Origin of the sequence: Indioceanicola profundi, assembly GCF_003568845.1 — a bacterium.
In the GTDB taxonomy this organism is placed as follows: Bacteria; Pseudomonadota; Alphaproteobacteria; order Azospirillales; family Azospirillaceae; genus Indioceanicola; species Indioceanicola profundi.
On sequence record NZ_CP030126.1, the window covers coordinates 1,304,447 to 1,325,291 of the forward strand.

Below are 20,845 nucleotides of genomic sequence, written 5' to 3' on the forward strand. Positions count from 1 at the left end.
CCTATGAGCTATCCGGCGTCGGATGGCGGGTCTGGCTGGAGCAAGGACCAGACGCCTCTGCAGACGACGGCGTCCATTCTTGATCGGCTCACCTTCTGGGTTGCTGCACACTTGGCGGAAGAGGCTGGTCGGCTTCCCCTCTGGCTGCCTGTGGGGCTGGCACTTGGAATCGCGGCATATTTTCAGCTGCGCGAGGAGCCGCCCGCGCTCACGGGTGTTCTGGCGATCGGCATATCGGTTTTGCTGATGCTGGCACGCTTCCCATGGCTCCGCTTTGCAGGAATCTGGCTATGCGTCCTGTCAGCAGGATTTTCCGCGGCCCAGTTCCGGACAGCGATGGTTGCCTCACCCATTCTGTCTTTCGAGACCGGTCCAACGATGGTGGAGGGGCGGGTCGTCACCGTGGACCGGTTGGAGGAGGGGGCGCGCGTTCTCCTGGAGGAGGTGGTTGCGGATCGGCTGTCTGCCCAACATCGGCCCGCCCGAGTCCGCGTCCGGCTGCATCGCCATGAGGAATGGATGCCAGCACCGGGCGACCGCGTCCGGATGCTGGCGATTCTGCGCCCGCCACTGGAACCAGCCGCTCCCGATGCATTCGACTTCCGGCGCCATGCGTTCTTCCAGCAGATCGGCGCGGTCGGATTCGCGCTGTCCAGGTTGGAGCGGCTCTCTGCCGTACCGCCTCAGGGCTGGAATCGTGTCACGATCAGTATCGAACGATTGCGCCAGCGCATTGCCGAGCGGGTGGCGGAACGTCTGAACGGGCCGGAGGGAGCAGTGACCACGGCACTGCTCAATGGTCAGCCGACCGCCATCCCCGAGCAGGACATCGAGGCCCTCCGCAAATCCGGCCTACAGCACCTGCTCTCCATCTCAGGTCTACACATCGGATTGGTAGCCGGGCTGGTGTTCTTTTCCGTGCGGGCGTTGCTGGCCCTGAGTCCTCCTCTAGCCCTGCGGTATCCCATCAAAAAATGGGCGGCCGTGGCGGCCCTGCTTGCGGCCAGCGGGTACATGCTGCTTGTGGGCGCACCGGTACCGACGCAGCGGTCGGTACTGATGACAGGAATCATGCTGCTTGCCGTCATGGTGGACCGCTCGCCCTTTTCAATGCGGGTGGTAGCTGTAGCCGCTACTGTCATATTGCTGATCCAGCCCGAGTCGCTGGTCGGACCCAGCTTTCAGATGTCATTTGCGGCGGTCATTGCTCTGATTGCAGCCTACGAGGTGCTGCGCGGCCGGCTATCGAGCGGGGGCGATATCGGTCCGGTCAGGAAGGGGCTGCTCTATGTCGCGGGACTGTCTGTCACCTCCCTGGTGGCCGGCGCCGCAACCACGCCCTTCGCGCTGTATCACTTCCAGCAGATGGCGAATTACGGAATCCTGGCCAATCTGCTGGCGGTACCGATTACCAGCTTCTGGGTTATGCCATTCGGAGTGCTGGCTCTGATGTTGATGCCTTTGGGCCTGGAAGGTCCGGCGCTGGACGTCATGGGGCTGGGCGTATCGGGAATCCTCTGGTCCGCCCATTGGGTGGCCGACCTGCCAGGGGCGGCGATCCAGATTCCGGCGATGCCCGTCCATGGCTTGGCGCTGGTCAGTCTAGGTGGAGCTTGGCTGGTGATCTGGACTCGGCGCTGGCGGCTTGCCGGGTTGGCGGCGATCCTATTAGGAGTGGCGACCTGCTGGACGACCGCACGACCCGACCTGCTGGTCGCCAACTCCGGAAAGCTGGTCGGTGTCCGGGCGCCGGACGGAGAGCTCTGGGTTTCCAGTGGCCGTGCCGCCCGGTTCGAAGCGGAACTCTGGCGCGAGCGGGATGGGCTGACCGGTGCGCCTCCGGCATGGAGCAAATCGGGCACCAGGGATGGCTGGACCGGGTGCGACCCGTCCGGATGCGTCAGCCGGGTAGCGGGAAGAATTGTCGCCGTAGCATATGCGGTTGATGCGCTGGCCGAGGATTGCGCCATGGCCGATATCGTGATCACCAGTGTACCGGACGCGCAATGCCCAGCGCCGCTGGTGATCGGCCCGGAGACCCTCCGCCAGTACGGCAGCCACGCCCTGTTCATCGGACCAGAGGGAATAAGGGTGGAGACCGGGAGGGCTGCCCGGCGGGCGCGGCCGTGGAATTAGGTCGGTTCAGGATCGCTTCCCGACAAAGAATGAAGCCGGGTTCTGACGGACCCGGCTCAAGTCGATTGGGAAGGTTGGAGACAGGTACAGACTGACCGACTTACGCGCCCGCCGCCTTGATCTGCATCAAGGATCAGAATCCGGGCTGCTTCCCACCGCCGTACAGATCCTCAGGCTTCGCCAGCGGCTCCGCAATCGTGACCAGTTCCCCGTTGCGGACAGCCCGGTAGAAGCAGGAGCGGCGTCCGGTATGACAGGCGACTCCCTGCTGATCGACCAGCAGCAGCAAGGTATCGCCGTCGCAATCCACCCGGAGTTCCACCAGTTTCTGGACCTGGCCCGACGTTTCCCCCTTGCGCCAGAACCCGCCCCTCGAACGCGACCAGTAGCAGACGCGGCCCGTGGACAGGCTTTCCGTGATGCTCTCCCGGTTCATCCAGGCCATCATCAGCACTTCCCCCGTATCATGCTGCTGGGCGATGGCGGGGACCAGTCCGGCCGAGTCCCATTTGATGACGGAGAGCAAGTCCCCAAGGCCGCTGCTCATTGCGCCGTCTCCATAATGGCGAAGCCCTTTTCCAGATCGGCGATGAGGTCCGCCGGTTCCTCCAGCCCGCAATGGATACGGACGAGGGGACCCTCCGCCTTGAACTCGGTGGCGCTACGGCTCTTCGCCGGATTGGTAGGCAGGACCAGGCTTTCGAACCCGCCATAGCTGAAGCCGATTCCGAACAGCGTCAGCGCATCCACCATGGCGCTCACCGCGCGTCGCGGCACCGGCTTCAGCTCCACTGTGAAGAGGCCGCTTGCACCGGTGAAATCACGCTTCCAGAGGCTGTGTCCCGGGTCCTCCGGTCGGGCAGGGTAGAGAATGCGCGCCACCTCCGGCCGGCTGGCAAGCCATTGCGCCAGGGCGAGACCTGTCCGCTGGTGCCGTTCCATACGCAGGCCGAGCGTACGTATGCCGCGGAGGCCGAGATAGAGATCTTCCGACCCGGCACAGGCGCCCAGCAGGACCGCCGCTGTCTTGACCGGGCGAAAGGCGTCTTCCGTACAGACGGCCACGCCCAGATTGGCATCGGCATGGCCTGCGATGAACTTCGTCGCAGCCTGGATCGACACATCGACCCCGTGCTTAAGCGGCCTGTAGAACCATCCAGCCGCCCAGGTATTGTCCAGCAAGGTCACGATCCCTCGCGCCCGTGCCGCCGCAGTCATGGCCGGCACGTCCTGAACTTCGAAACTCAGCGAACCGGGCGATTCGAGGAAAAGGGCGCGCGTGTTCGGCCGGAACAGCGCTTCGATGCCCGCCCCGATCAGCGGATCGTAGAATTCAACCTCCACGCCCAGGCCCGCCAGCATCTGGCGGCAGAATTCCCGGGTCGGCCCATAGCAGCTGTCCGTGACCAGGAGATGATCGCCCGCCTTGCAGAAGGCCAGAAGAGCTGTGGTGATCGCCTGCAGGCCGCTGCCGAAGGACACGGCGCGGTAGCCGCCCTCCAGCTCCGCCATGGCTTCCTCGAAGGCGCGGCTGGACGGGTTGCCGATGCGCCCGTATCGGGTCTCCAGCCAGTCCGGATCGGCGCGGTTCAGATGATCGACGTCATCGAACAGAATGGTGGACGCGCGGAAGGGCGGGACATTCACCGCCCCGGCATATGCCTGCTTCCGCCCGCCATGGGACAGGCGGGTCGTGGGGGAGCCGCCGCGGGTCTCATCCTTGCTCATATTCTCACTCCCGGCCGAGAGGCACATGGGGGGCGGCATCGCGCGGAATCAGTCCGGTCAGCCGCGGATCCTCCAGCTCGCGCACAAGCTGGCGAACCGGCTTGAAACCTGCGCGCTGGTACATCAGCAGTGCCTTGGGATGATCCAGGGTGCAGGTGTTGACTGTCATTTTCTCCACCCCACTGACCGACCAGCCGGCCTCCACAGCCCAATCCAGCAGCCAGGGACCGATTCCCCGTCCGATGAACTCGGGAATCAGGCCGAAATAGGCTATGTCGCAGAGACCCTGCTTCCGCCGGTCCAGTTCCACATACCCGGCAGGCACGCCGGCCGCATAGGCGACGAAAATTTCGACGTTCGGGTCCTGGATGATGGTGCGGAGCTGATCATCCGGCATGCGCCGCCGCATCTCCCACAGCCAGGGACCGCCGACGGTGTTGTAGAGGTAACGGTAGAAGGAAAGCGTGCAGTGCTCCGCCCGCAACAGCGCGAGCCGCTCCACTGGAGCTGGCAGGCGGGCTTTGGCCGGACGCTCCAGCATTTCCAGGAAGGTGATAGTGGTGCGGATATGACGCGGGGGCAGGGGGCGATTAATGGTCACGCCTTTTCTCCCGATCGGGCCGATCCTGTCTCGACAGGCACATCCTCACGCCCGCCCCACTCCGTCCAGGACCCATCATAAACGGCTGTGCCCGGCTTCCCCATGCGATCCATCGCGAGTGCCAGAACGCAGGCGGTCACGCCGCTGCCGCAACTGGTTACAATTGGTCGGTCCAAATCCACGCCGGCGGCGGCAAAGCGGTTTGCCAGTTCTTCGGCCGGGCGAAGACCCTTCGTTTTCGGGTCCAACAGATCGGTGAAGGGCAGGTTCAGCGCACCGGGGATGTGGCCGCTACGTAGTCCGGCGCGCGGTTCCGGCACAGTGCCGTCGAACCGGCCGGCGGCCCGTGCGTCCACCACCTGCTCCGCACCTGTTTCCAGATTGGCTCGGATATCCGTCAGGCTACGGACCAGGGTCGGGTCGAAACTGGCGCGGAAAGGGCGGGGCTCGTGCGTCGGTGCGGGGCCGCTTTCGGTCTGCCTGCCCTCCGCCTGCCAACGGGGAAGGCCGCCATCCAGGACGAACACGTCCTTGTGGCCAAAGACGCGGAACATCCACCACGCACGCGGGGCCGTGAATAGTCCGAGCGCATCGTAAACCACCACGGTATCCGCGCTGCCGATGCCAAGCGCTCCAACCATGGCGGCGAATTCCGACGGCGATGGAAGCATGTGCGGCAGATCGCTGGTCCGGTCTGCGATGCTGTCGATGTCAAAAAAAACCGCACCGGGAATACGCACAGACTCGAACTCTGCCGCCGGGTCGCGTCTCGCATCCGGCATGTGCCAGGAGGCGTCCACGATCCTAACCGCAGGATCGTTCAGATGCGCCTCAAGCCACTCGGTACTGACGACAGGGTCCCTGCGGGCGGCGGTGTCCATGCCCTTATCCTTTCAGCGCGACGACGATGCGGCGGTTCTGTTTGCCCTTGTTCTCGATCTTCACGATTTCCACCGGGCCGATCTCCCCCGTACGGGAAACGTGGGTTCCGCCGCAGGGCTGCAGGTCGACCGGAACGTCGGAGCCGCCGATGTTCAAAAGCCGGATGGTGCCGGAGCCGACCGGGGGCTTCACGGACATGGTTCGGACCAGCTCCGGACGGGCGTCAAGCTCCGCATCGGTGATCGACAACTCGCGGACCGGATGATCCGCCTGGATAAGGCCGTTCAGGGCGTCCTCAATTGCCTGTTTGTCCAGGCTGCCGGACGGCACGTCGAAATCCAGCCGGGATTTGTCCGCCCCGACCTGTCCGCCGGTGACGGCGCCGTCCACCACGGCGCAGAGCAGGTGAAGCGTCGTATGCATCCGCATGTGTCGATGCCGCCGGTCCCAATCGATCTCCATCTCCACCTCTGTCCCAGGCGGCGGCAGAGACGCTCCATCGGCAACGATGTGCAGTACGTCGCGCCCTTGCTCGACCAGGGGCGTTCCCTTGCGGCTGTCGACGATGCGCACCTCTCCGCCTGTCCAGCGCAGCATGCCCGTATCGCCCGGCTGACCGCCGCCGGCGGGGTAGAACAGGGTGCGGTCCAGGCGGATGCCTTCAAGACCTGCTTCGACCAGTCTGGCAGTGCCCGTGCATCGATATGGATCGTCGCGGAAGAGCAGGGTCATGATGCGGCCTCCCGCCTGGGGCTCAGAGCCAGTCCGGAACCGGCAGGTTCTTCTCCCGCAGGAAGCCGGGATTGAAGAGCTTCGACTGGTACCGGGTTCCGAAATCACAGAGGACGGTGACGATGGTATGGCCGGGGCCCATCTGGCGTGCCACTTCCATGGCGGCGGCGACGTTGATGCCGCTGCTGCCGCCCAGAACCAGACCCTCTTTCTTGAGCAGATCGAAGATGACGGGCAGGGCGGTTTCATCCGTGATGCGGACGGCATCGTCGATAGGCGCATCTTCCAGATTGGCGGTCACCCGCCCCTGGCCGATCCCCTCGGTGATGGACGAACCTTCGGCCTTCAGTTCGCCGGTCTTCTTCCAGGCATAGAGGGCGGACCCCATCGGGTCGGCCAGCACCACGCGAACGTTCGGATTGTGTTCCTTGAGCGCCAGGGCCACGCCCGCGAGGGTGCCGCCAGTGCCGACCGCGCAGGTGAAGGCGTCCAGCTTGCCGCCGGTCTGTTCCCAGATCTCCTGGCCGGTGGTGACGCGGTGGCCTTCCCGGTTCGCCAGATTGTCGAACTGGTTGGCCCAGATGGCGCCATTTGGCTCCGTCTCCGCCAACTCCTCGGCGATGCGGCGGGAGACATGGACGTAATTGCCGGGATCGCGGTAGGGCACGGCCGGAACGAGACGAAGATCTGCGCCGCACAGGCGCAGCATATCCTTCTTCTCCTGGCTCTGCGTCTCCGGCATCACGATCACGGTCTTGAAGCCGAGCGCGTTCCCGACCAGGGCCAGTCCGATGCCGGTGTTGCCAGCCGTTCCCTCGACGATCGTGCCGCCGGGGCGCAGGACCCCACGCTTCATGGCGTCCTCCACGATCGCGAGCGCCGCGCGATCCTTCACGGACCCGCCGGGATTCAGGAACTCCGCCTTACCGAGGATTTCGCAGCCTGTCGCCTCCGAAGGCCCCTGGAGCCGGATCAAAGGCGTACGCCCGATGCTGTCGATGAAACCGTGGCGGATGTTCATGTGGATACCTCTCGACCGAATCCCTCAGTGCCTCCGCCCGAGACAGGCAGGGGAGGGTCAGGGGAGACTAAGGGGCGGGCGGGACGGATTCAAGAAGCCCCGCCCCATTGCGCACGCAGCCGCTGCCTGTGCCGGCCTAGCCAAGCCAGGCCAACGATGGTGATGGCATTGCGGTACTCGTCTCTGTCCAACGCCGCAATGGCCTCCTCTGCCGGCAGGACCACGACGCGGATATCCTCATGTTCCTCTTCCAGCCCGTGGAAGCCGCCGACATTGCGGCTGTCCACCCGCCCGCAGAACAGGGTGATGACCTCGGTGCTGCCGCCTGGGCTTGGATAGAAGCTGCCGATCCGCTCGATCTCCAGTACCTCGCAATCCGCCTCTTCCACCGCCTCACGGCGGGCGACCTGTTCTTCCGATTCATCCTTGTCGATGATGCCGGCCACCAGCTCCACCATCCAGTGCGGCCCGGGGCGGGTAATGGTGCCCATGCGTATCTGCTCCACCATCACGACGCTGTCCCGCTCCGGGTCGTACAGCAGGATGCCGACGGCATCGCCGCGGTCGAACAGTTCCCGGCTCATGACCTTGGACCAGCCGCCCCGATACAGGCGGTGGCGCAGTTTGACTTCTATCATCCGGAAGAAGCCCTGGTAGAGCGTGCGCCTTTCCAGGATTTCCACATCGTCCGGACCGCTCGGCGGCGCCGGAAAACGGGATTGCTGACCCTGATCGGACATGTGACCTCGCAACAGTGGCAAGGAGCGGCGGTTGCGCCCCGGCGGACTTCGTTCCAGCATTAACGCGCGCGGACCATGTACGGAAAGGGCGGCTGCCATGACTGGGCTGACGGAAGGTTTCGACTTCACGGGAGCGGATGGCAGCCGACTGGCCGGTCGACTGGAACTGCCGGCAGGAAAGCCGCTGGCAGCGGCACTGTTCGCCCACTGCTTCACATGTTCCAAGGACTATCACGCCAGCACCAGGATCAGCCGCGCGCTGGCGGAAAGTGGTTTCGCCGTGCTGCGGTTCGACTTCACCGGTCTGGGCGGAAGCGGCGGCGACTTCGCGAACACCAGCTTCAGCAGCAATGTGGCTGACCTGGTCGCCGCCGCGAGGGCACTGGCAGACCGGGTGGAGGCCCCGAATCTGCTAGTCGGACATAGTCTCGGCGGGGCGGCGGTAATCCGGGCTGCGGCGGAAATCCCGAGCATCGGGGCGGTCGCTACCATCAATGCGCCCTTTGGGCCGGAGCATCTGCGCCGCTTGTTCGAAGGCCAGGAAGCCAAGATCGAGCAGGAAGGGCGGGGCCATATCCGCATCGGCGGCCGCACCTTCCCGATCACCCGCCGGTTTCTTGAAGATATAGGCCGCCATCCCATGGAAGAGGCGCTCGCCGGACTAGGGCGGCCATTACTGGTGCTGCACGATCCGAGCGATGCAACCGTGCCCGTCGAGAATGCCGAGCGCATTCTGGCGGCGGCGCGCCACCCGAAAAGCTTCGTGGCGCTGGACGGCGCGGGGCATCTGGTCTCGCGACCTGACGACGCCCGCTATGCGGCCGGTCTGATCGCCGCCTGGGCACGCCGCGCGCTACGGCTTGAGCCAGCGATGACACGGACCGAATCGTCGCGGGAGGAAGCGGGGCTGGTGGTCGTGACTGAAACGGGGGAGGGTAAGTTCGCCAATCTGGTCCAGGCGGGCCACCACCTGCTGCCCGCCGACGAGCCGGCTGCCGTAGGCGGGGACGACACCGGCCCCGGTCCTTACCAGTATCTGCTGGCCGCCCTCGGGGCCTGTACCTCGATGACCTTGCGCATGTATGCGGATGCCAAGGGCTGGCCGGTGGAGCGCATCTCGGTGGCGTTGCGGCACGAAAAGGTGCAGATCGCGACGACGCGGATCGACCGGATGGAACGGGATATCACGATCACCGGCCAACTCGATCCTGAACAGCGGGCGAGGCTGCTCGAGATCGCGGACAAATGCCCCGTGCACAAGAGTCTGCATTCCGATCCCCAGATCATCACGCGGCTGACCGGGACGAAGGAGGCGGGCTGAACTTCCCCGGTTCCGGGGAACGGGCGTCGGGACGGAGCGTTTCCCTGCCAGACCGGAAGGAGATTCGCATGCCGATCGAGACGGAACAGGACCTTGAGCGAGCGGTGCAGGAATTCCAGCAGCTCCGCGACGCGCCCGATGATTCGGATCAGGGCCGGCGGAAGCAGGAGCTGGATGCCGAGATCAAAGCTTACTACCTCCAGCACGCGGAGGACATGCGCGCCGCCAAACCTCCACGCTGAAACCGCATGACGGCCCGCGGCCTGTGCTAGCATTGCGGCATGAAGCGCGGTGCGGAGGAGGTCTGGGTGCGGCGTACAGAAATCTGCTACAGCTGCCAATTCTGGCTTGGAGGCGGCATTCGGGAGCGTGGGCCGAAGGGGCAATGCCGCCGTTTTCCGCCTGTGGTCACCGACCGTGCGCCGCAGGGCAGCTTTCCCACGACTGATTCGACGGACTGGTGCGGGGAATGGCAGCGCCTCGCGCAATCCGCTCAAGGCACGGTGTCGGGCGTTCAGCAGCGGGGGACGGAAGGTACGATCTACGACGAGCTCTAGGGAGTTCGGGTCGTGCCGCGATGTACGCGGCCGAGCAAACGAAAACGGGGCCGGACATTACATCCGGCCCCGTTCCGTATTGGCTCCCAGGGAGGGACTCGAACCCCCGACCCGGTGGTTAACAGCCACCTGCTCTACCGGCTGAGCTACCTGGGATCAGCTCCGCTGCGGCGCCGTTTCCGGCCCGCCGTGCGGCGTGGGCGGTGATATAGCCAAAGCGATCCGGGAATGCAAACCCTGAATCACAAAAAAATGAAGGGGGCCGTTCGGACCGCCCCCTCCGCCCCCTCAGACGTCCAGTTCTTCAGGGGAAATGTCCATCAGGCGGCAGATGCGGCGCAGCGCAGCCTTCTCATCCGCGTCGAAGTTCCCGTCGGACGACCCGATCACGGCGCAGGCCTTCGCGACCACGGTCGCGTTCTCTCCACGTCCGCGCAGACGGACCAGATGGCGCATGGCATGTGCCTCGCCATCCACATAGTCGAAATAGTAGAGGTCGGAAATGCGCTCGAACTCGATCAGGGCGTCGTGGGTGTTGAAGGCGTCGATTTCCTTGGTCCGGCCGATCAGCTCCAGCATCTCCTTCTTCTCCGCCGGGCTGAAGCGGCCGTCCGCATAGGCGACCATGGCGCAGCCGGCGACCACCGCCTTGAAGAGCTGTTCGGTTTCGTTCCGCTTGAACTGACGAAGAATCTCGGTCTTGACCGAGTCGAAGGAGTCGCGAATCCAGGACAGAGGCATGCTTTGCTCCAAAGGTAGGACCGGAGCGGGCACCTGCGCGCTCTTTCGGCCGGATACTACTATCTTTGGAAAGTCTATCCGCGTGTGCAGAGGCTGTCCAGGGAGGGGGCGGACACGCCGGCCCATACCGGATGCAGGGCAGTCCGGTTCACAATATACAGTCAATGGTATCGGAGAAGGGGTCCTGGAGGCACGGCCGGGAATCGAACCCGGGTTCACGGATTTGCAGTCCGTTGCATCACCACTCTGCCACCGCGCCAGGACGCTGACCGGGTACAGCCGCTGGCCGCCCCGTCGTGGGAGGCGACATATAGGCCGGGCGGGGGCACGCGGTCAAGCGGATGCTTGATGTCCGTTCGGCGGTTCCCATCCGGTACGTGTAAGGCGGGCGGAAAGATTGTGTTCGCAGGCGCACGCGGATATATAGCGGACGGAACCGCAACGGCTTCCGGCCTGCCGGTTTCCCGATTCCCACCCTCCACAGATTGCGTCCACGATGGCCAACACGGATTTCACCGCCGCCCGGATCAACATGGTCGAGGGCCAGATTCGCCCGAACAAGGTGACGGATCTCCGTCTCGTGGACGCCTTCATGAACGTCCCCCGCGAACTCTTCGTACCGAAGGCCCTGCGCGGCGTCGCCTATGTGGATGAGGATATCCAGGTCGCTCCCGGACGCTTTCTGATGGAACCGATGGTCCAGGCCCGCCTGCTTCAGGAAGCCCGGATCGGCACGCAGGACGTGGTTCTGGATGTCGGCTGCGGCACCGGCTACTCCGCGGCCATCATCGGCCGTGTTGCCGCCACCGTTGTGGCGCTGGAAGCGGATGCCGCCCTGGCGGCGCAGGCGACGCGGACGCTCCAGGAAATCTCCACCGACAACGCCATCGTCATGCAGGGTCCGCTGCAGGATGGCTGGCCGGCCCAGATGCCTTATGACGCGATCGTGCTGGAGGGCGCTGTGGCCGAAGTGCCGCAGGCCTTGCTGGACCAGTTGAATGAGGGCGGGCGGCTCGTTGGTGTGATCGTCGGCACAGGCGGGGTAGGCACTGCTCGGCTTTATAAGAAGATCGGTGGCGTTGTGTCGGGCCGCTCCCTGTTCGACGCTGCCATCCGCCTGCTTCCCGGTTTCGAGCCGAAGCCTGTCTTCGAATTCTAGGCACCGCTGTCCTGAAGGACTTCTACGCACGTGACCGATATTCCCTTCGAAATCGACGCTGAAACGGTGGCGGCGATGCAGCAGGCTGGTAACCCGCCGGCTCTGCTGGACGTGCGCGAGGACTGGGAAGTGGAACTTTGCTCAATCGAAGGGAGCATCTACATTCCTCTGGACCAGCTTCCAGCCCGCTTGGGTGAGTTGCCGACCGAAGAACCCCTGGTGGTCCTGTGCCACCATGGAATGCGAAGCGCCCATGCCGTGGCATGGCTGCGACGCAACGGCTTCGACCGGGCCAGCAATCTTTCCGGCGGCATCGACTACTGGGCCCGACATGTGGACCCTACCATGAAGGTGTACTGACCAATGGACGTGAAGAGCCTGACCAAGCGACTCCGGCGCAACCTGCGGGCGGGACTGCCCGTCATCGCCTTGGCCGCAGGCCTGGGAACGACGCCGGCCAACGCCCAGTCCTTGCAGGAGGCGCTGGCCCAGGCCTACGCGCAGAACCCGACCCTGGAGTCCCAGCGCTCCCAGTTGCGCGCGACGGACGAACTGGTGCCGCAGGCCAGGGCTGGATATTTCCCCGTCATCAGCGCCACCGGCGATGTCAGCCGGACGTGGACGGAAAACACGACGAACAATTCATTCACCTCCAAGTCGGTGGACCTGTCGATTTCCCAGCCGATCTACAGCGGCGGCCGCACGACCGCGGCGGTAAGCCGGGCGGAAAACCTGGTGCAGGCACAGCGGGCAAGCTTGGTGAGCACCGAACAATCCGTGCTTCTGGACGCGGCTACCGCCTACCTGGACGTCGTGCGCGACCAGGCAGTGCTTGAGCTGAACATCAATAACGAGCAGGTGCTCCGCCGCCAGCTCGAAGCAGCACAGGACCGGTTCCGGGTTGGCGAGATCACCCGTACCGACGTCAGCCAGGCTGAGTCGCGTCTGGCCCGCGCTTCCTCGGACCGGATTCTGGCGGAAGGCACGCTGAACAGCAGCCGCGCAGTCTTCGCACGGTTGATCGGCGTCGTTCCCGGAGACCTGTCGCAGCCGCAGTTGACTCTGACCCTCCCGAACAGTCTGCAGGAAACGATCGCCCTTGCGGAAGACAACAATCCCCAGGTGATCGCCGCCCGCTTCGCGCAGGAAGCGGCAGTCGACTCGGTGGATCAGGTCCGTGGCGATCTGCTGCCGACCGTCAGCATCAACGGCAGCGTTGGCCGCGGCTGGGATCCGGGCGGCCTGAATGGAACGCGTGACGACGCCAGCGTTGTCGCCCGTGTGACCATCCCCTTGTATCAGGGCGGTAGCGAGTATGCGCGTGTCCGCGAGGCCAAGCACACCGCTGCACAGCGCCGGGGCGAGGTGGATGAGGCACAGCGCGCCGTCCGCGAAGGCGCCATCCGCGCGTGGGAGGGTCTCGTGACTTCCCGCTCCGCGATCCAGTCGCGTCAGGAGCAGGTTCGCGCCGCGACCATCGCGCTGGAAGGTGTCCGTCAGGAAGCGACGGTGGGTTCGCGCACCGTGCTCGACGTGCTGGACGCCGAGCAGGAGCTGCTGAACGCGCGGGTCGAGCTGGTCCGCTCCCAGCGTGACGAGCTGGTCGCCGCTTTCCAGGTCATGAATGCGACGGGGCAGCTCACCGCCGGGCGTTTGGCGCTCCCGGTGGAGACCTACAATTACGAGGCCCATTACGAGGACGTCCGCAATCAGCTCTGGGGCACCAGCATCGACCGCTGAGCCGGTTTCCCGAGCCTTCCGTACAAGGGGATGCCACCTTCGGCATCCCCTTTTGCATATAAGCCCGTGGAGTTTTGGATAGTTCTGCCCTAGGGTGACCGCTGCAATCGTGGCAGGTCGGGTTGCCTGAACAATGGCCGATAACAAGTCCCAGCAAGAACCGTCGATGGAGGAGATTCTCGCCTCTATCCGGAGGATCATTTCCGAAGACAGTGATGCGCCCGCGGAAGCCGAGCCGCCTGCGCCACCGCCGCCCGTTATGGAGCCGGAGCCAGAGCCGGAGGAGGATATCCTCGAACTCACCCAGATGGTTCAGGACGAGCCGGAGCCGGAGCCGGAACCCCAGCCGGAACTGGAGCCTGAACCCGAGCCCGATCCGTTCGACTTCGAGCCGCCGGCTTCGCCCCCGCCGCCGCCGCGCCCCGCTCGGTCGTTCATCGATGAGGATGCGCTTCTTTCCGAGTCCGCTGCCGCCGCTGCGAGCCGCGCTTTCTCCAGCCTTGATGGCTTCCGGCGTGGGCCGAGCCTGGAGGGTGAGGGGCCGATCGGCCGCTATGATGTGACGCTGGAGCAGATCGTGCGGGAGATGATCCGGCCGATGATCCGCGAGTGGCTGGATGACAACCTGCCCGACCTCGTGGAACGTCTGGTGAAGCGCGAGATCGAGCGGGTCGTACGGCGCGGCAGGGACTGACGCGCCATCCCTCTTGTCTGCATTGACGGGGCGGCGCCTTGATGGCGCCGCCCCGTTCCATTATGAGAACCGTCCGACCAGAACCCGAGGCCTGTCATGCTGGACAAGACCTATTCCCCCGCCGAGGTTGAGCCGAAGCACTACGACCGCTGGGAGAAGGCGGAAGCCTTTGCCGCCCATGTCGACAGCAATCAGGCCCCTTACACCATCATGATGCCGCCGCCCAACGTGACGGGCAGCCTTCACATGGGCCATGCGCTGACCTTCACACTGCAGGACGCCCTGATCCGCTTCAACCGTATGCGGGGCAAGGACACGCTCTGGCAGCCCGGCACCGATCATGCCGGCATCGCCACCCAGATGGTGGTGGAGCGGAATCTGGGGAAGGAAGGCGTCAGCCGGCACGATCTGGGGCGCGAGAAGTTCCTGGAGAAGGTCTGGGAGTGGAAGGCGGAATCCGGTGGAACGATCACCCGCCAGCTCCGCCGTCTCGGCGCCAGCCCGGATTGGAGCCGCGAGCGCTTCACCATGGATGAGGGCCTGAACAAGGCCGTCCGCAAGGTGTTCGTGGAGCTGTTCCGCCAGGGGCTGATCTACCGCGACAAGCGTCTGGTCAATTGGGACCCCAAGCTGCACACCGCCATCTCCGACCTGGAGGTCGAGCAGAAGGAGGTGAAGGGAAATCTCTGGCACTTCCGCTATCCAGTGGAAGGGGAAGAGGGCCGCTTCGTCACCGTCGCCACCACCCGTCCGGAAACCATGCTCGGCGACACGGCGGTGGCAGTGCATCCAGAGGACGACCGCTACAAGGACCTGATCGGCAGGCATGTGGTGCTGCCGCTGGTGGGGCGTCGCATCCCCGTGGTTGCCGACGATTACGCCGATCCTGAGACCGGCACGGGCGCCGTGAAGATCACGCCGGCGCATGACTTCAACGACTTCGAGGTCGGCAAGCGCCATAACCTGCCGCTGATCAACCTGCTGGACCGCGATGCCCGCATTCTACAGGCATTCGAAATCTTCAACGGCGATGCGGCCTATGCCGGCGAGGTGCCGGAAGCCTATCGCGGCCTGTCCCGTGAAGCTGCGCGCAAACAGATCGTCGAGGATATGGAGGCCGCGGGCCTGCTGGAGAAGATCGATCCGCATCCCCACACGGTCCCGCATGGCGACCGCTCCGGCGTGGTGATCGAGCCCTGGCTGACCGACCAGTGGTATTGCGACGCAGTGACCCTGGCGAAGCCCGCTATCGAGGCGGTGGAGACCGGAAAGACCGTGTTCGTGCCGCGCCAGTGGGAGAACACCTATTTCGAATGGATGCGCAACATCCAGCCCTGGTGCATCAGCCGCCAGCTCTGGTGGGGTCACCAGATCCCCGCCTGGTACGGGCCGGATGGAAAGTTCTTCGTGGCCGAGACGGCGGAGGAAGCACAGGCGGAGGCGGACGCCCACTACGGGCGGGCGGTCGAGCTGACCCGCGATCCCGACGTGCTGGATACCTGGTTCAGCTCCGCCCTCTGGCCGTTCAGCACGCTCGGCTGGCCCGAGAAGACGCCGGAGCTCGACCGCTACTATCCCGGCGACGTGCTGGTGACCGGCTTCGACATCATCTTCTTCTGGGTTGCCAGGATGATGATGATGGGCATCCATTTCATGGGGGATGTGCCCTTCCGCACCGTCTACATCCACGCCCTGGTGCGGGATGAAAAGGGGCAGAAGATGTCCAAGTCCAAGGGCAACGTCATCGACCCCTTGAACCTCATCGACCAGTATGGCTGCGACGCCCTGCGCTTCACCCTGTCCGCCATGGCGGCGCAGGGCAGGGACATCAAGCTGGCGGTCAACCGCGTCGAAGGTTACCGGAACTTCGCAACCAAGCTCTGGAACGCGGCCCGCTACGCGGAGATGAACCAGGTCGCCATGGTGGCTGGTTTCGATCCGGCCAAGGTGAACCTCACGGTGAACCGCTGGATCGTCGGGTCCTTGCAGCAGACCTCGGCCAAGGTGACCGAGGCCATGGAGGCCTACAAGTTCAATGAGGCGGCCGGTGCGCTGTATCAGTTCGCCTGGAACAGCTTCTGCGACTGGTACCTGGAATTCACCAAACCGATCCTGACCGGCGAGGATGAGGCGGCGAAGGCGGAAACCCGAGCCACGACCGCCTGGGTGCTGGACCGCATCCTGCACCTGCTGCATCCGTTGATGCCCTTTATCACGGAGGAGCTGAACGAGAAGCTCAGTGGCCGGACGCAGATGCTGATCACCGATGCCTGGCCGGAGCCCGATTCCTCACTGATCGACCCGGCTGCCAGCGCGGAGATGGAGTGGGTGGTCAGCCTCATTTCCACCATCCGCACGGTGCGGTCGGAAATGAATGTGCCGCCCTCGGCCCAAATTCCGTTGGTACTGAAGGATGCGGGGCAGACGGCGTCGACGCTGGCGGAACGTCACCGTGAGCTGATCACCCGCCTGGCCCGCCTGTCCGACATCGAGGTGACGCAGGTCGAGCCGCCTAAGGGCAGCGCCCAGGCGGTGGTGGAGGACGCGACTGTCGTGCTCCCGCTGGCCGAGTTCATCGATATCGAGGCGGAGAAGGCCCGTCTGAACAAGGAAATCGGCAAGCTGGACGGAGAGATTTCCCGGATCGATGCCAAGCTGGGCAATCCCAAGTTCGTCGCCAACGCGCCCGAGGAGATCATCGAGGAACAGCGCGAGCGCCGTGAGGGCTTCGAGGCAGCCCGTGCCAAGCTGACGGATGCGCTACAGCGCCTGGGCTGACCGCAACTCATCGAGAGAACAGAAGGGCCGTCCGATTGGGCGGCCCTTTCTTGTTCTGCATTGCAGGGGGATTATCGGGCCGCCACGACCGTCATGCCAGCTCCCACCATCACGCCGCCGGCGGCGCGGTTCAGCCGGCGTAGGGCGATCGGACTGCGCAGAAGACGCCGCGCCCGTGCGGCCAGGAGCACATGCCCGCCGATCACCAGTATTTCCACGGCCAGGATAACTGCAGCGAGGATGCAGATGTCCGCCACCGTGAACGACGTACCGACCACATTCGGCAGCAGGGCGATATAGAAGAGCGGCATCTTGGGATTGCCGAGATTCAAGGCCACCCCTGTAGCGAAGACGGCCGCGAGTCCCCGCCGGTCGATGGCGGTCGACTGTGTGGAGACCACCGGCTCCGCCATCCAGAGTCTGATCCCCATCCAGATCAGGTAGGCGGCGCCCGCATATCTGAGGACAGTCATCAAAGCCCCCATCTCGGAGGCGAGGACTGACAAGCCGAAGGAGGCGAGGACCAGGAAGATAAGGATGCCCGTCACCGTCCCCGCGCCATAGGCGATTCCGGACGCAGCACCATGGGTGATTGTCCTGGCGACGATCGTCACATTGTCGGGACCGGGGCTGGCGGCGAACACGAAGAAGGCGATGGTGAAAGTGGTGAAGGTCGCAATCTCCATGTCGCTTCTCCAGGCTGGTCAGGGCAGGGCGGGCCTCGTGATGAATGCTTCGAACGCGGCTGGGCTCAGCGGGCGTGAGAACAGGAAGCCTTGTGCCTCCTCCACGCCCAGGCGGGACAGCAGATCGACCTGGGCGGTCGTCTCCACCCCCTCTGCCACCACCTTGAGGTCCATGGCGCGGGCCATGGCCACAATGGCCTCGACAATGTGCCGGGTCGGCTGATGCGTCTCCATGTCGGTGACGAACTTGCGGTCCACTTTCAAGCTGTCCAGCGGCAGCTCCCGCAGGTAGGACAGCGAGGAATAGCCGGTGCCGAAATCGTCCAGCGCCAGAGCCACGCCGCGGTCGGCGATCCAACGGATCTGCTTCAATGCGCCCTCAAGATCCTCCGGCAGGATCGTCTCGGTGATCTCAAGCAGCAAAAGATGCGGAGGTATCCCGCTTTCCTGAAGCAGCACATCCACCAGGGCCGGCAGATGGCCCCAGCGAAACTGGCGCTCCGATACGTTCACTGCGATCTGAAGCGGTGGAAGGCCGGCATCGAGCCATGCACGGATCTGCCGAATCGCCTCACGTAGGGCCCATTCACCAATGGGAACGATCAGCCCCGTCTCTTCCGCGGTCTGGATGAAGGTGCTGGGAGGGATCAGGTCCCGCTCCGGATGACGCCAACGAAGCAGCGCCTCCGCACCTACCACCTCCCCGCCGGGGAGGGTCACCTTGGGCTGGTAATGCAGTTCGAAATCGCCGTTCTGGACGGCGAGCCGGAGTTCGTCCTCAAGAGAAAGCCGGGCCTTCAGCGATTCCCGCATGGCACCGGTATAGTGGAGGTATCTGGCCGCGCCGGACCTACGTACATTCTCAAGCGCCACCGCCGCGTTCCGGATAAGGTCCAGCGCGTTGTCGGCATCGTCCGGCGCGATGGCTACGCCGATCTTGGGATTGATGAAGAGGCGCAATCCCTCGATCTGAACTGGATCGGCCATCCTGCCGGCGATGGACGAGGCGGCGAATAGCGCCTTGCCGGCATGCTCCAGGTCGGGCAGGAAAACACCGAATTTCGTCTGCCCGACGCGGCAGACCAGATCCCGTCGGCCACAGCAGGCCAGCACCCGCTGGCCAAGCTCAGCCATGGCTCGGTCCAGCGCCGCCTGTCCGTGTACGCGGAACAGCTGGGACATCCGGTTCGCCTCGACCAGCAGAAGACCGGCCGATCTTCCCACCGGCACATCTTCAAGCGCGCGCGTGACCCGGTCGGAGAAGCTTCTCATGTCGAGAAGCTCCCCTGGAAGGGTGGTCATCACGCTGGCAGGCAGAAGAGCCATTTTCGGGCAGGCTTCCAGATCGAGGTAGATAAATTCATTCTAATCCAAACTTTAGGGGATACCGGGGTCCGGGAGCAAGTCAGCCGCAAAGCCTATGGCCTGTTATACTGCTCGACCGAGGCGAAATGCGCGGGAGGGGCACGATGCGCTAGCCAGCCATGCGCATGGTCGGTATGGATAGCGCATTACGGAAATGCTAGCTGTAGCGCAACTTAGTTGCGTCTCGCGAAGAAAGAGGAACTGCCAGATGTCGAGCGGTGAGCCGAAGAACGCCACGGGATCCTGGGACAAAAGCCGGCTGCCGAGCCGTCATGTTTCTGTTGGCCCAGAGCGCGCTCCGCATCGGTCCTACTATTATGCGATGGGGTTGACGGAGGAGGAGATCGCCCAGCCGTTCGTCGGCGTGGCGACCTGCTGGAACGAGGCTGCTCCCTGCAACATCGCCCTGAACCGGCAGGCGCAGTCGGTCAAGAAGGGCGTCAAGACCGGAGGCGCGACGCCGCGCGAATTCACCACCATCACGGTGACCGACGGCATCGCCATGGGCCACCAGGGCATGAAGGCGTCGCTGGTCAGCCGCGAGGTGATCGCGGACAGCGTGGAACTCACCATGCGCGGACACTGCTACGACGCGCTGGTCGGCCTCGCCGGTTGCGACAAGAGCCTGCCCGGGATGATGATGGCCATGGTCCGCCTGAACGTTCCCAGCGTATTCATGTATGGGGGATCGATCCTTCCGGGCCGGTTCAAGGGCCGCGATGTGACGGTCCAGGACGTGTTCGAGGCCGTGGGCGCCCATGCCGCGGGTAAGATGGGCGAGGACGAGTTGCACGAACTCGAATGCGTGGCCTGTCCCTCTGCCGGCGCTTGCGGCGGCCAGTTCACCGCGAACACCATGGCCTGCGTCTCCGAGGCCATTGGGCTTGCGCTTCCTGGCTCAGCCGGCGCGCCTGCGCCCTATGAGGACCGCGACATCTGGGCTGTGAGGTCGGGCGAGGCGGTTGTGGAGTTGATCCGCCGCAACATCCGGCCGCGCGACATCGTCACCCGAAAGGCGCTCGAGAATGCGGCTGTCGTGGTGGCGGCCAGCGGCGGGTCCACGAACGCGGCGCTGCACCTGCCGGCCATCGCTCATGAGTGCGGGATCGACTTCGATATCCACGATGTCGGCCGCATCTTCGAGAAGACTCCCTATATTGCGGACCTGAAGCCCGGCGGGCGGTTCGTGGCGAAAGACCTGCACGAGATCGGCGGCGTGCCGGTTCTGCTGAAGGCGCTGCTTGATGGCGGCTACCTGCATGGCGACTGCCTCACCGTCACTGGTAAGACCATGGCCGAGAACCTGGCGGACGTGGTGTTCCCGACGGATCAGGATGTGGTGCGTCCGACCACGTCCCCGCTGTCGCCCACAGGCGGCGTCGTTGTGTTGCGCGGCAACCTTGCGCCGGAAGGCGCCGTGGTGAAGGTCGCCGGCATGAAGAACCTTCGCTTCAGCGGCCCGGCCCGCTGCTTCGACTGCGAAGAGGACGCCTTCGCCGCGGTCGAGAACCGCGAGTACAAGGAAGGCGATGTCCTGGTGATCCGCTATGAGGGACCGCGCGGCGGCCCCGGAATGCGCGAGATGCTGTCCACCACGGCCGCCCTTTATGGCCAGGGCATGGGGGACAAGGTGGCTTTGATCACCGATGGACGCTTCTCCGGAGCGACCCGCGGCTTCTGCATCGGGCATGTCGGCCCGGAAGCTGCTGTCGGCGGTCCCATCGGCCTGCTCCAGGACGGGGACATCATCACGCTCGACGCGGAGAAGGGAACCATGTCGGTCGAACTGACGGATGAGGAACTCGCCGTCCGCCGCACCGGCTGGAAGCCGCGGACCCACGACTTCCAGTCCGGCACGCTCTGGAAGTATGCCCAGCTCGTCGGCTCCGCGGAGAAGGGTGCAGTGACGCACCCCGGCGGCAAGGCCGAGACGCACTGCTACGCCGACATCTGATGTAGCCAGG

The 20,845-nt window shown here is 64.6% G+C and carries 19 protein-coding genes and 2 tRNA genes; 9 read left to right on the forward strand and 12 right to left on the reverse strand.

What is annotated here, in order from left to right:
- The first annotated feature begins 246 nt into the window (after positions 1–246).
- Complete coding sequence (locus DOL89_RS06190) at positions 247–2,136, forward strand: ComEC/Rec2 family competence protein (RefSeq protein ID WP_404813482.1); 1,890 nt, start codon at positions 247–249, stop codon at positions 2,134–2,136.
- Positions 2,137–2,269: 133 nt separating this feature from the next.
- Here DOL89_RS06190 and hisI read toward each other — a convergent pair whose 3' ends face one another.
- The 7 genes from hisI to DOL89_RS06225 all read right to left on the reverse strand — a co-directional run bounded on the left by hisI (position 2,270) and on the right by DOL89_RS06225 (position 7,840).
- A complete protein-coding gene (hisI, locus tag DOL89_RS06195; RefSeq protein WP_119678351.1) occupies positions 2,270–2,683 on the reverse strand; it encodes a phosphoribosyl-AMP cyclohydrolase in 414 nt (137 codons plus the stop codon).
- A complete protein-coding gene (gene metC / locus DOL89_RS06200; protein WP_119678352.1) occupies positions 2,680–3,864 on the reverse strand; it encodes a cystathionine beta-lyase in 1,185 nt (394 codons plus the stop codon). The genes hisI and metC overlap by 4 nt, the downstream gene beginning before the upstream one ends.
- Before the next feature lie 4 nt (positions 3,865–3,868).
- Entirely contained in the window at positions 3,869–4,465 is a 597-nt protein-coding gene (locus tag DOL89_RS06205; RefSeq protein ID WP_225889922.1) for a GNAT family N-acetyltransferase, read from the reverse strand.
- Positions 4,462–5,346 carry a 3-mercaptopyruvate sulfurtransferase gene (gene sseA / locus DOL89_RS06210; protein ID WP_119678353.1) on the reverse strand — a complete coding sequence of 295 codons (885 nt, stop codon included), beginning with the start codon at positions 5,344–5,346 and terminating at the stop codon, positions 4,462–4,464. The genes DOL89_RS06205 and sseA overlap by 4 nt, the downstream gene beginning before the upstream one ends.
- Positions 5,347–5,350: 4 nt before the next feature.
- On the reverse strand, positions 5,351–6,079 hold the full coding sequence (locus DOL89_RS06215) for an alanyl-tRNA editing protein (protein WP_119678354.1): 729 nt from the start codon (positions 6,077–6,079) through the stop codon (positions 5,351–5,353).
- A gap of 22 nt (positions 6,080–6,101) precedes the next feature.
- Positions 6,102–7,100 carry a cysteine synthase A gene (locus tag DOL89_RS06220; RefSeq protein ID WP_119678355.1) on the reverse strand — a complete coding sequence of 333 codons (999 nt, stop codon included), beginning with the start codon at positions 7,098–7,100 and terminating at the stop codon, positions 6,102–6,104.
- A gap of 89 nt (positions 7,101–7,189) precedes the next feature.
- Positions 7,190–7,840, reverse strand: coding sequence for an NUDIX domain-containing protein (locus DOL89_RS06225; RefSeq protein ID WP_119678356.1), 651 nt, complete (start codon positions 7,838–7,840; stop codon positions 7,190–7,192).
- Between the two features lie 97 nt (positions 7,841–7,937).
- Here DOL89_RS06225 and DOL89_RS06230 point away from each other — a divergent pair, with 97 nt between their 5' ends.
- Both DOL89_RS06230 and DOL89_RS24760 read left to right on the forward strand, forming a co-directional pair.
- Entirely contained in the window at positions 7,938–9,161 is a 1,224-nt protein-coding gene (locus DOL89_RS06230) for a bifunctional alpha/beta hydrolase/OsmC family protein (protein WP_119678357.1), read from the forward strand.
- A 68-nt stretch (positions 9,162–9,229) separates the two neighbouring features.
- Positions 9,230–9,403, forward strand: a complete 174-nt coding sequence (locus tag DOL89_RS24760) for a hypothetical protein (protein ID WP_162937360.1) — start codon at positions 9,230–9,232, stop codon at positions 9,401–9,403.
- A 395-nt stretch (positions 9,404–9,798) separates the two neighbouring features.
- Here DOL89_RS24760 and DOL89_RS06240 read toward each other — a convergent pair.
- The 3 genes from DOL89_RS06240 to DOL89_RS06250 all read right to left on the reverse strand — a co-directional run bounded on the left by DOL89_RS06240 (position 9,799) and on the right by DOL89_RS06250 (position 10,718).
- Positions 9,799–9,874: transfer RNA gene (locus tag DOL89_RS06240), tRNA-Asn, on the reverse strand.
- 132 nt (positions 9,875–10,006) lie between these two features.
- On the reverse strand, positions 10,007–10,459 hold the full coding sequence (locus tag DOL89_RS06245; RefSeq protein ID WP_162937361.1) for a tellurite resistance TerB family protein: 453 nt from the start codon (positions 10,457–10,459) through the stop codon (positions 10,007–10,009).
- A 185-nt stretch (positions 10,460–10,644) separates the two neighbouring features.
- Positions 10,645–10,718: transfer RNA gene (locus tag DOL89_RS06250), tRNA-Cys, on the reverse strand.
- 237 nt (positions 10,719–10,955) lie between these two features.
- Between DOL89_RS06250 and DOL89_RS06255 the strand changes: the two genes are divergently transcribed.
- From DOL89_RS06255 to DOL89_RS06275, 5 genes are all read left to right on the forward strand, one after another.
- Positions 10,956–11,618, forward strand: coding sequence for a protein-L-isoaspartate O-methyltransferase family protein (locus DOL89_RS06255; RefSeq protein WP_119678360.1), 663 nt, complete (start codon positions 10,956–10,958; stop codon positions 11,616–11,618).
- Positions 11,619–11,648: 30 nt separating this feature from the next.
- Positions 11,649–11,978, forward strand: coding sequence for a rhodanese-like domain-containing protein (locus DOL89_RS06260; RefSeq protein ID WP_225889923.1), 330 nt, complete (start codon positions 11,649–11,651; stop codon positions 11,976–11,978).
- A gap of 3 nt (positions 11,979–11,981) precedes the next feature.
- Complete coding sequence (locus DOL89_RS06265) at positions 11,982–13,358, forward strand: TolC family outer membrane protein (RefSeq protein WP_119678361.1); 1,377 nt, start codon at positions 11,982–11,984, stop codon at positions 13,356–13,358.
- Positions 13,359–13,617: 259 nt separating this feature from the next.
- Positions 13,618–14,052 carry a DUF2497 domain-containing protein gene (locus DOL89_RS06270; protein WP_318658530.1) on the forward strand — a complete coding sequence of 145 codons (435 nt, stop codon included), beginning with the start codon at positions 13,618–13,620 and terminating at the stop codon, positions 14,050–14,052.
- A gap of 96 nt (positions 14,053–14,148) precedes the next feature.
- Complete coding sequence (locus tag DOL89_RS06275; RefSeq protein WP_119678363.1) at positions 14,149–16,830, forward strand: valine--tRNA ligase; 2,682 nt, start codon at positions 14,149–14,151, stop codon at positions 16,828–16,830.
- A gap of 71 nt (positions 16,831–16,901) precedes the next feature.
- Here DOL89_RS06275 and DOL89_RS06280 read toward each other — a convergent pair whose 3' ends face one another.
- Both DOL89_RS06280 and DOL89_RS06285 read right to left on the reverse strand, forming a co-directional pair.
- Positions 16,902–17,516, reverse strand: coding sequence for a LysE family translocator (locus DOL89_RS06280; protein ID WP_119678364.1), 615 nt, complete (start codon positions 17,514–17,516; stop codon positions 16,902–16,904).
- 18 nt (positions 17,517–17,534) lie between these two features.
- On the reverse strand, positions 17,535–18,842 hold the full coding sequence (locus tag DOL89_RS06285; RefSeq protein WP_119678365.1) for a putative bifunctional diguanylate cyclase/phosphodiesterase: 1,308 nt from the start codon (positions 18,840–18,842) through the stop codon (positions 17,535–17,537).
- Between the two features lie 247 nt (positions 18,843–19,089).
- On the opposite strand from DOL89_RS06285, the gene ilvD reads away from it, so the two are divergent.
- Positions 19,090–20,835, forward strand: a complete 1,746-nt coding sequence (gene ilvD, locus DOL89_RS06290) for a dihydroxy-acid dehydratase (protein WP_119678366.1) — start codon at positions 19,090–19,092, stop codon at positions 20,833–20,835.
- Positions 20,836–20,845: the final 10 nt, after the last annotated feature.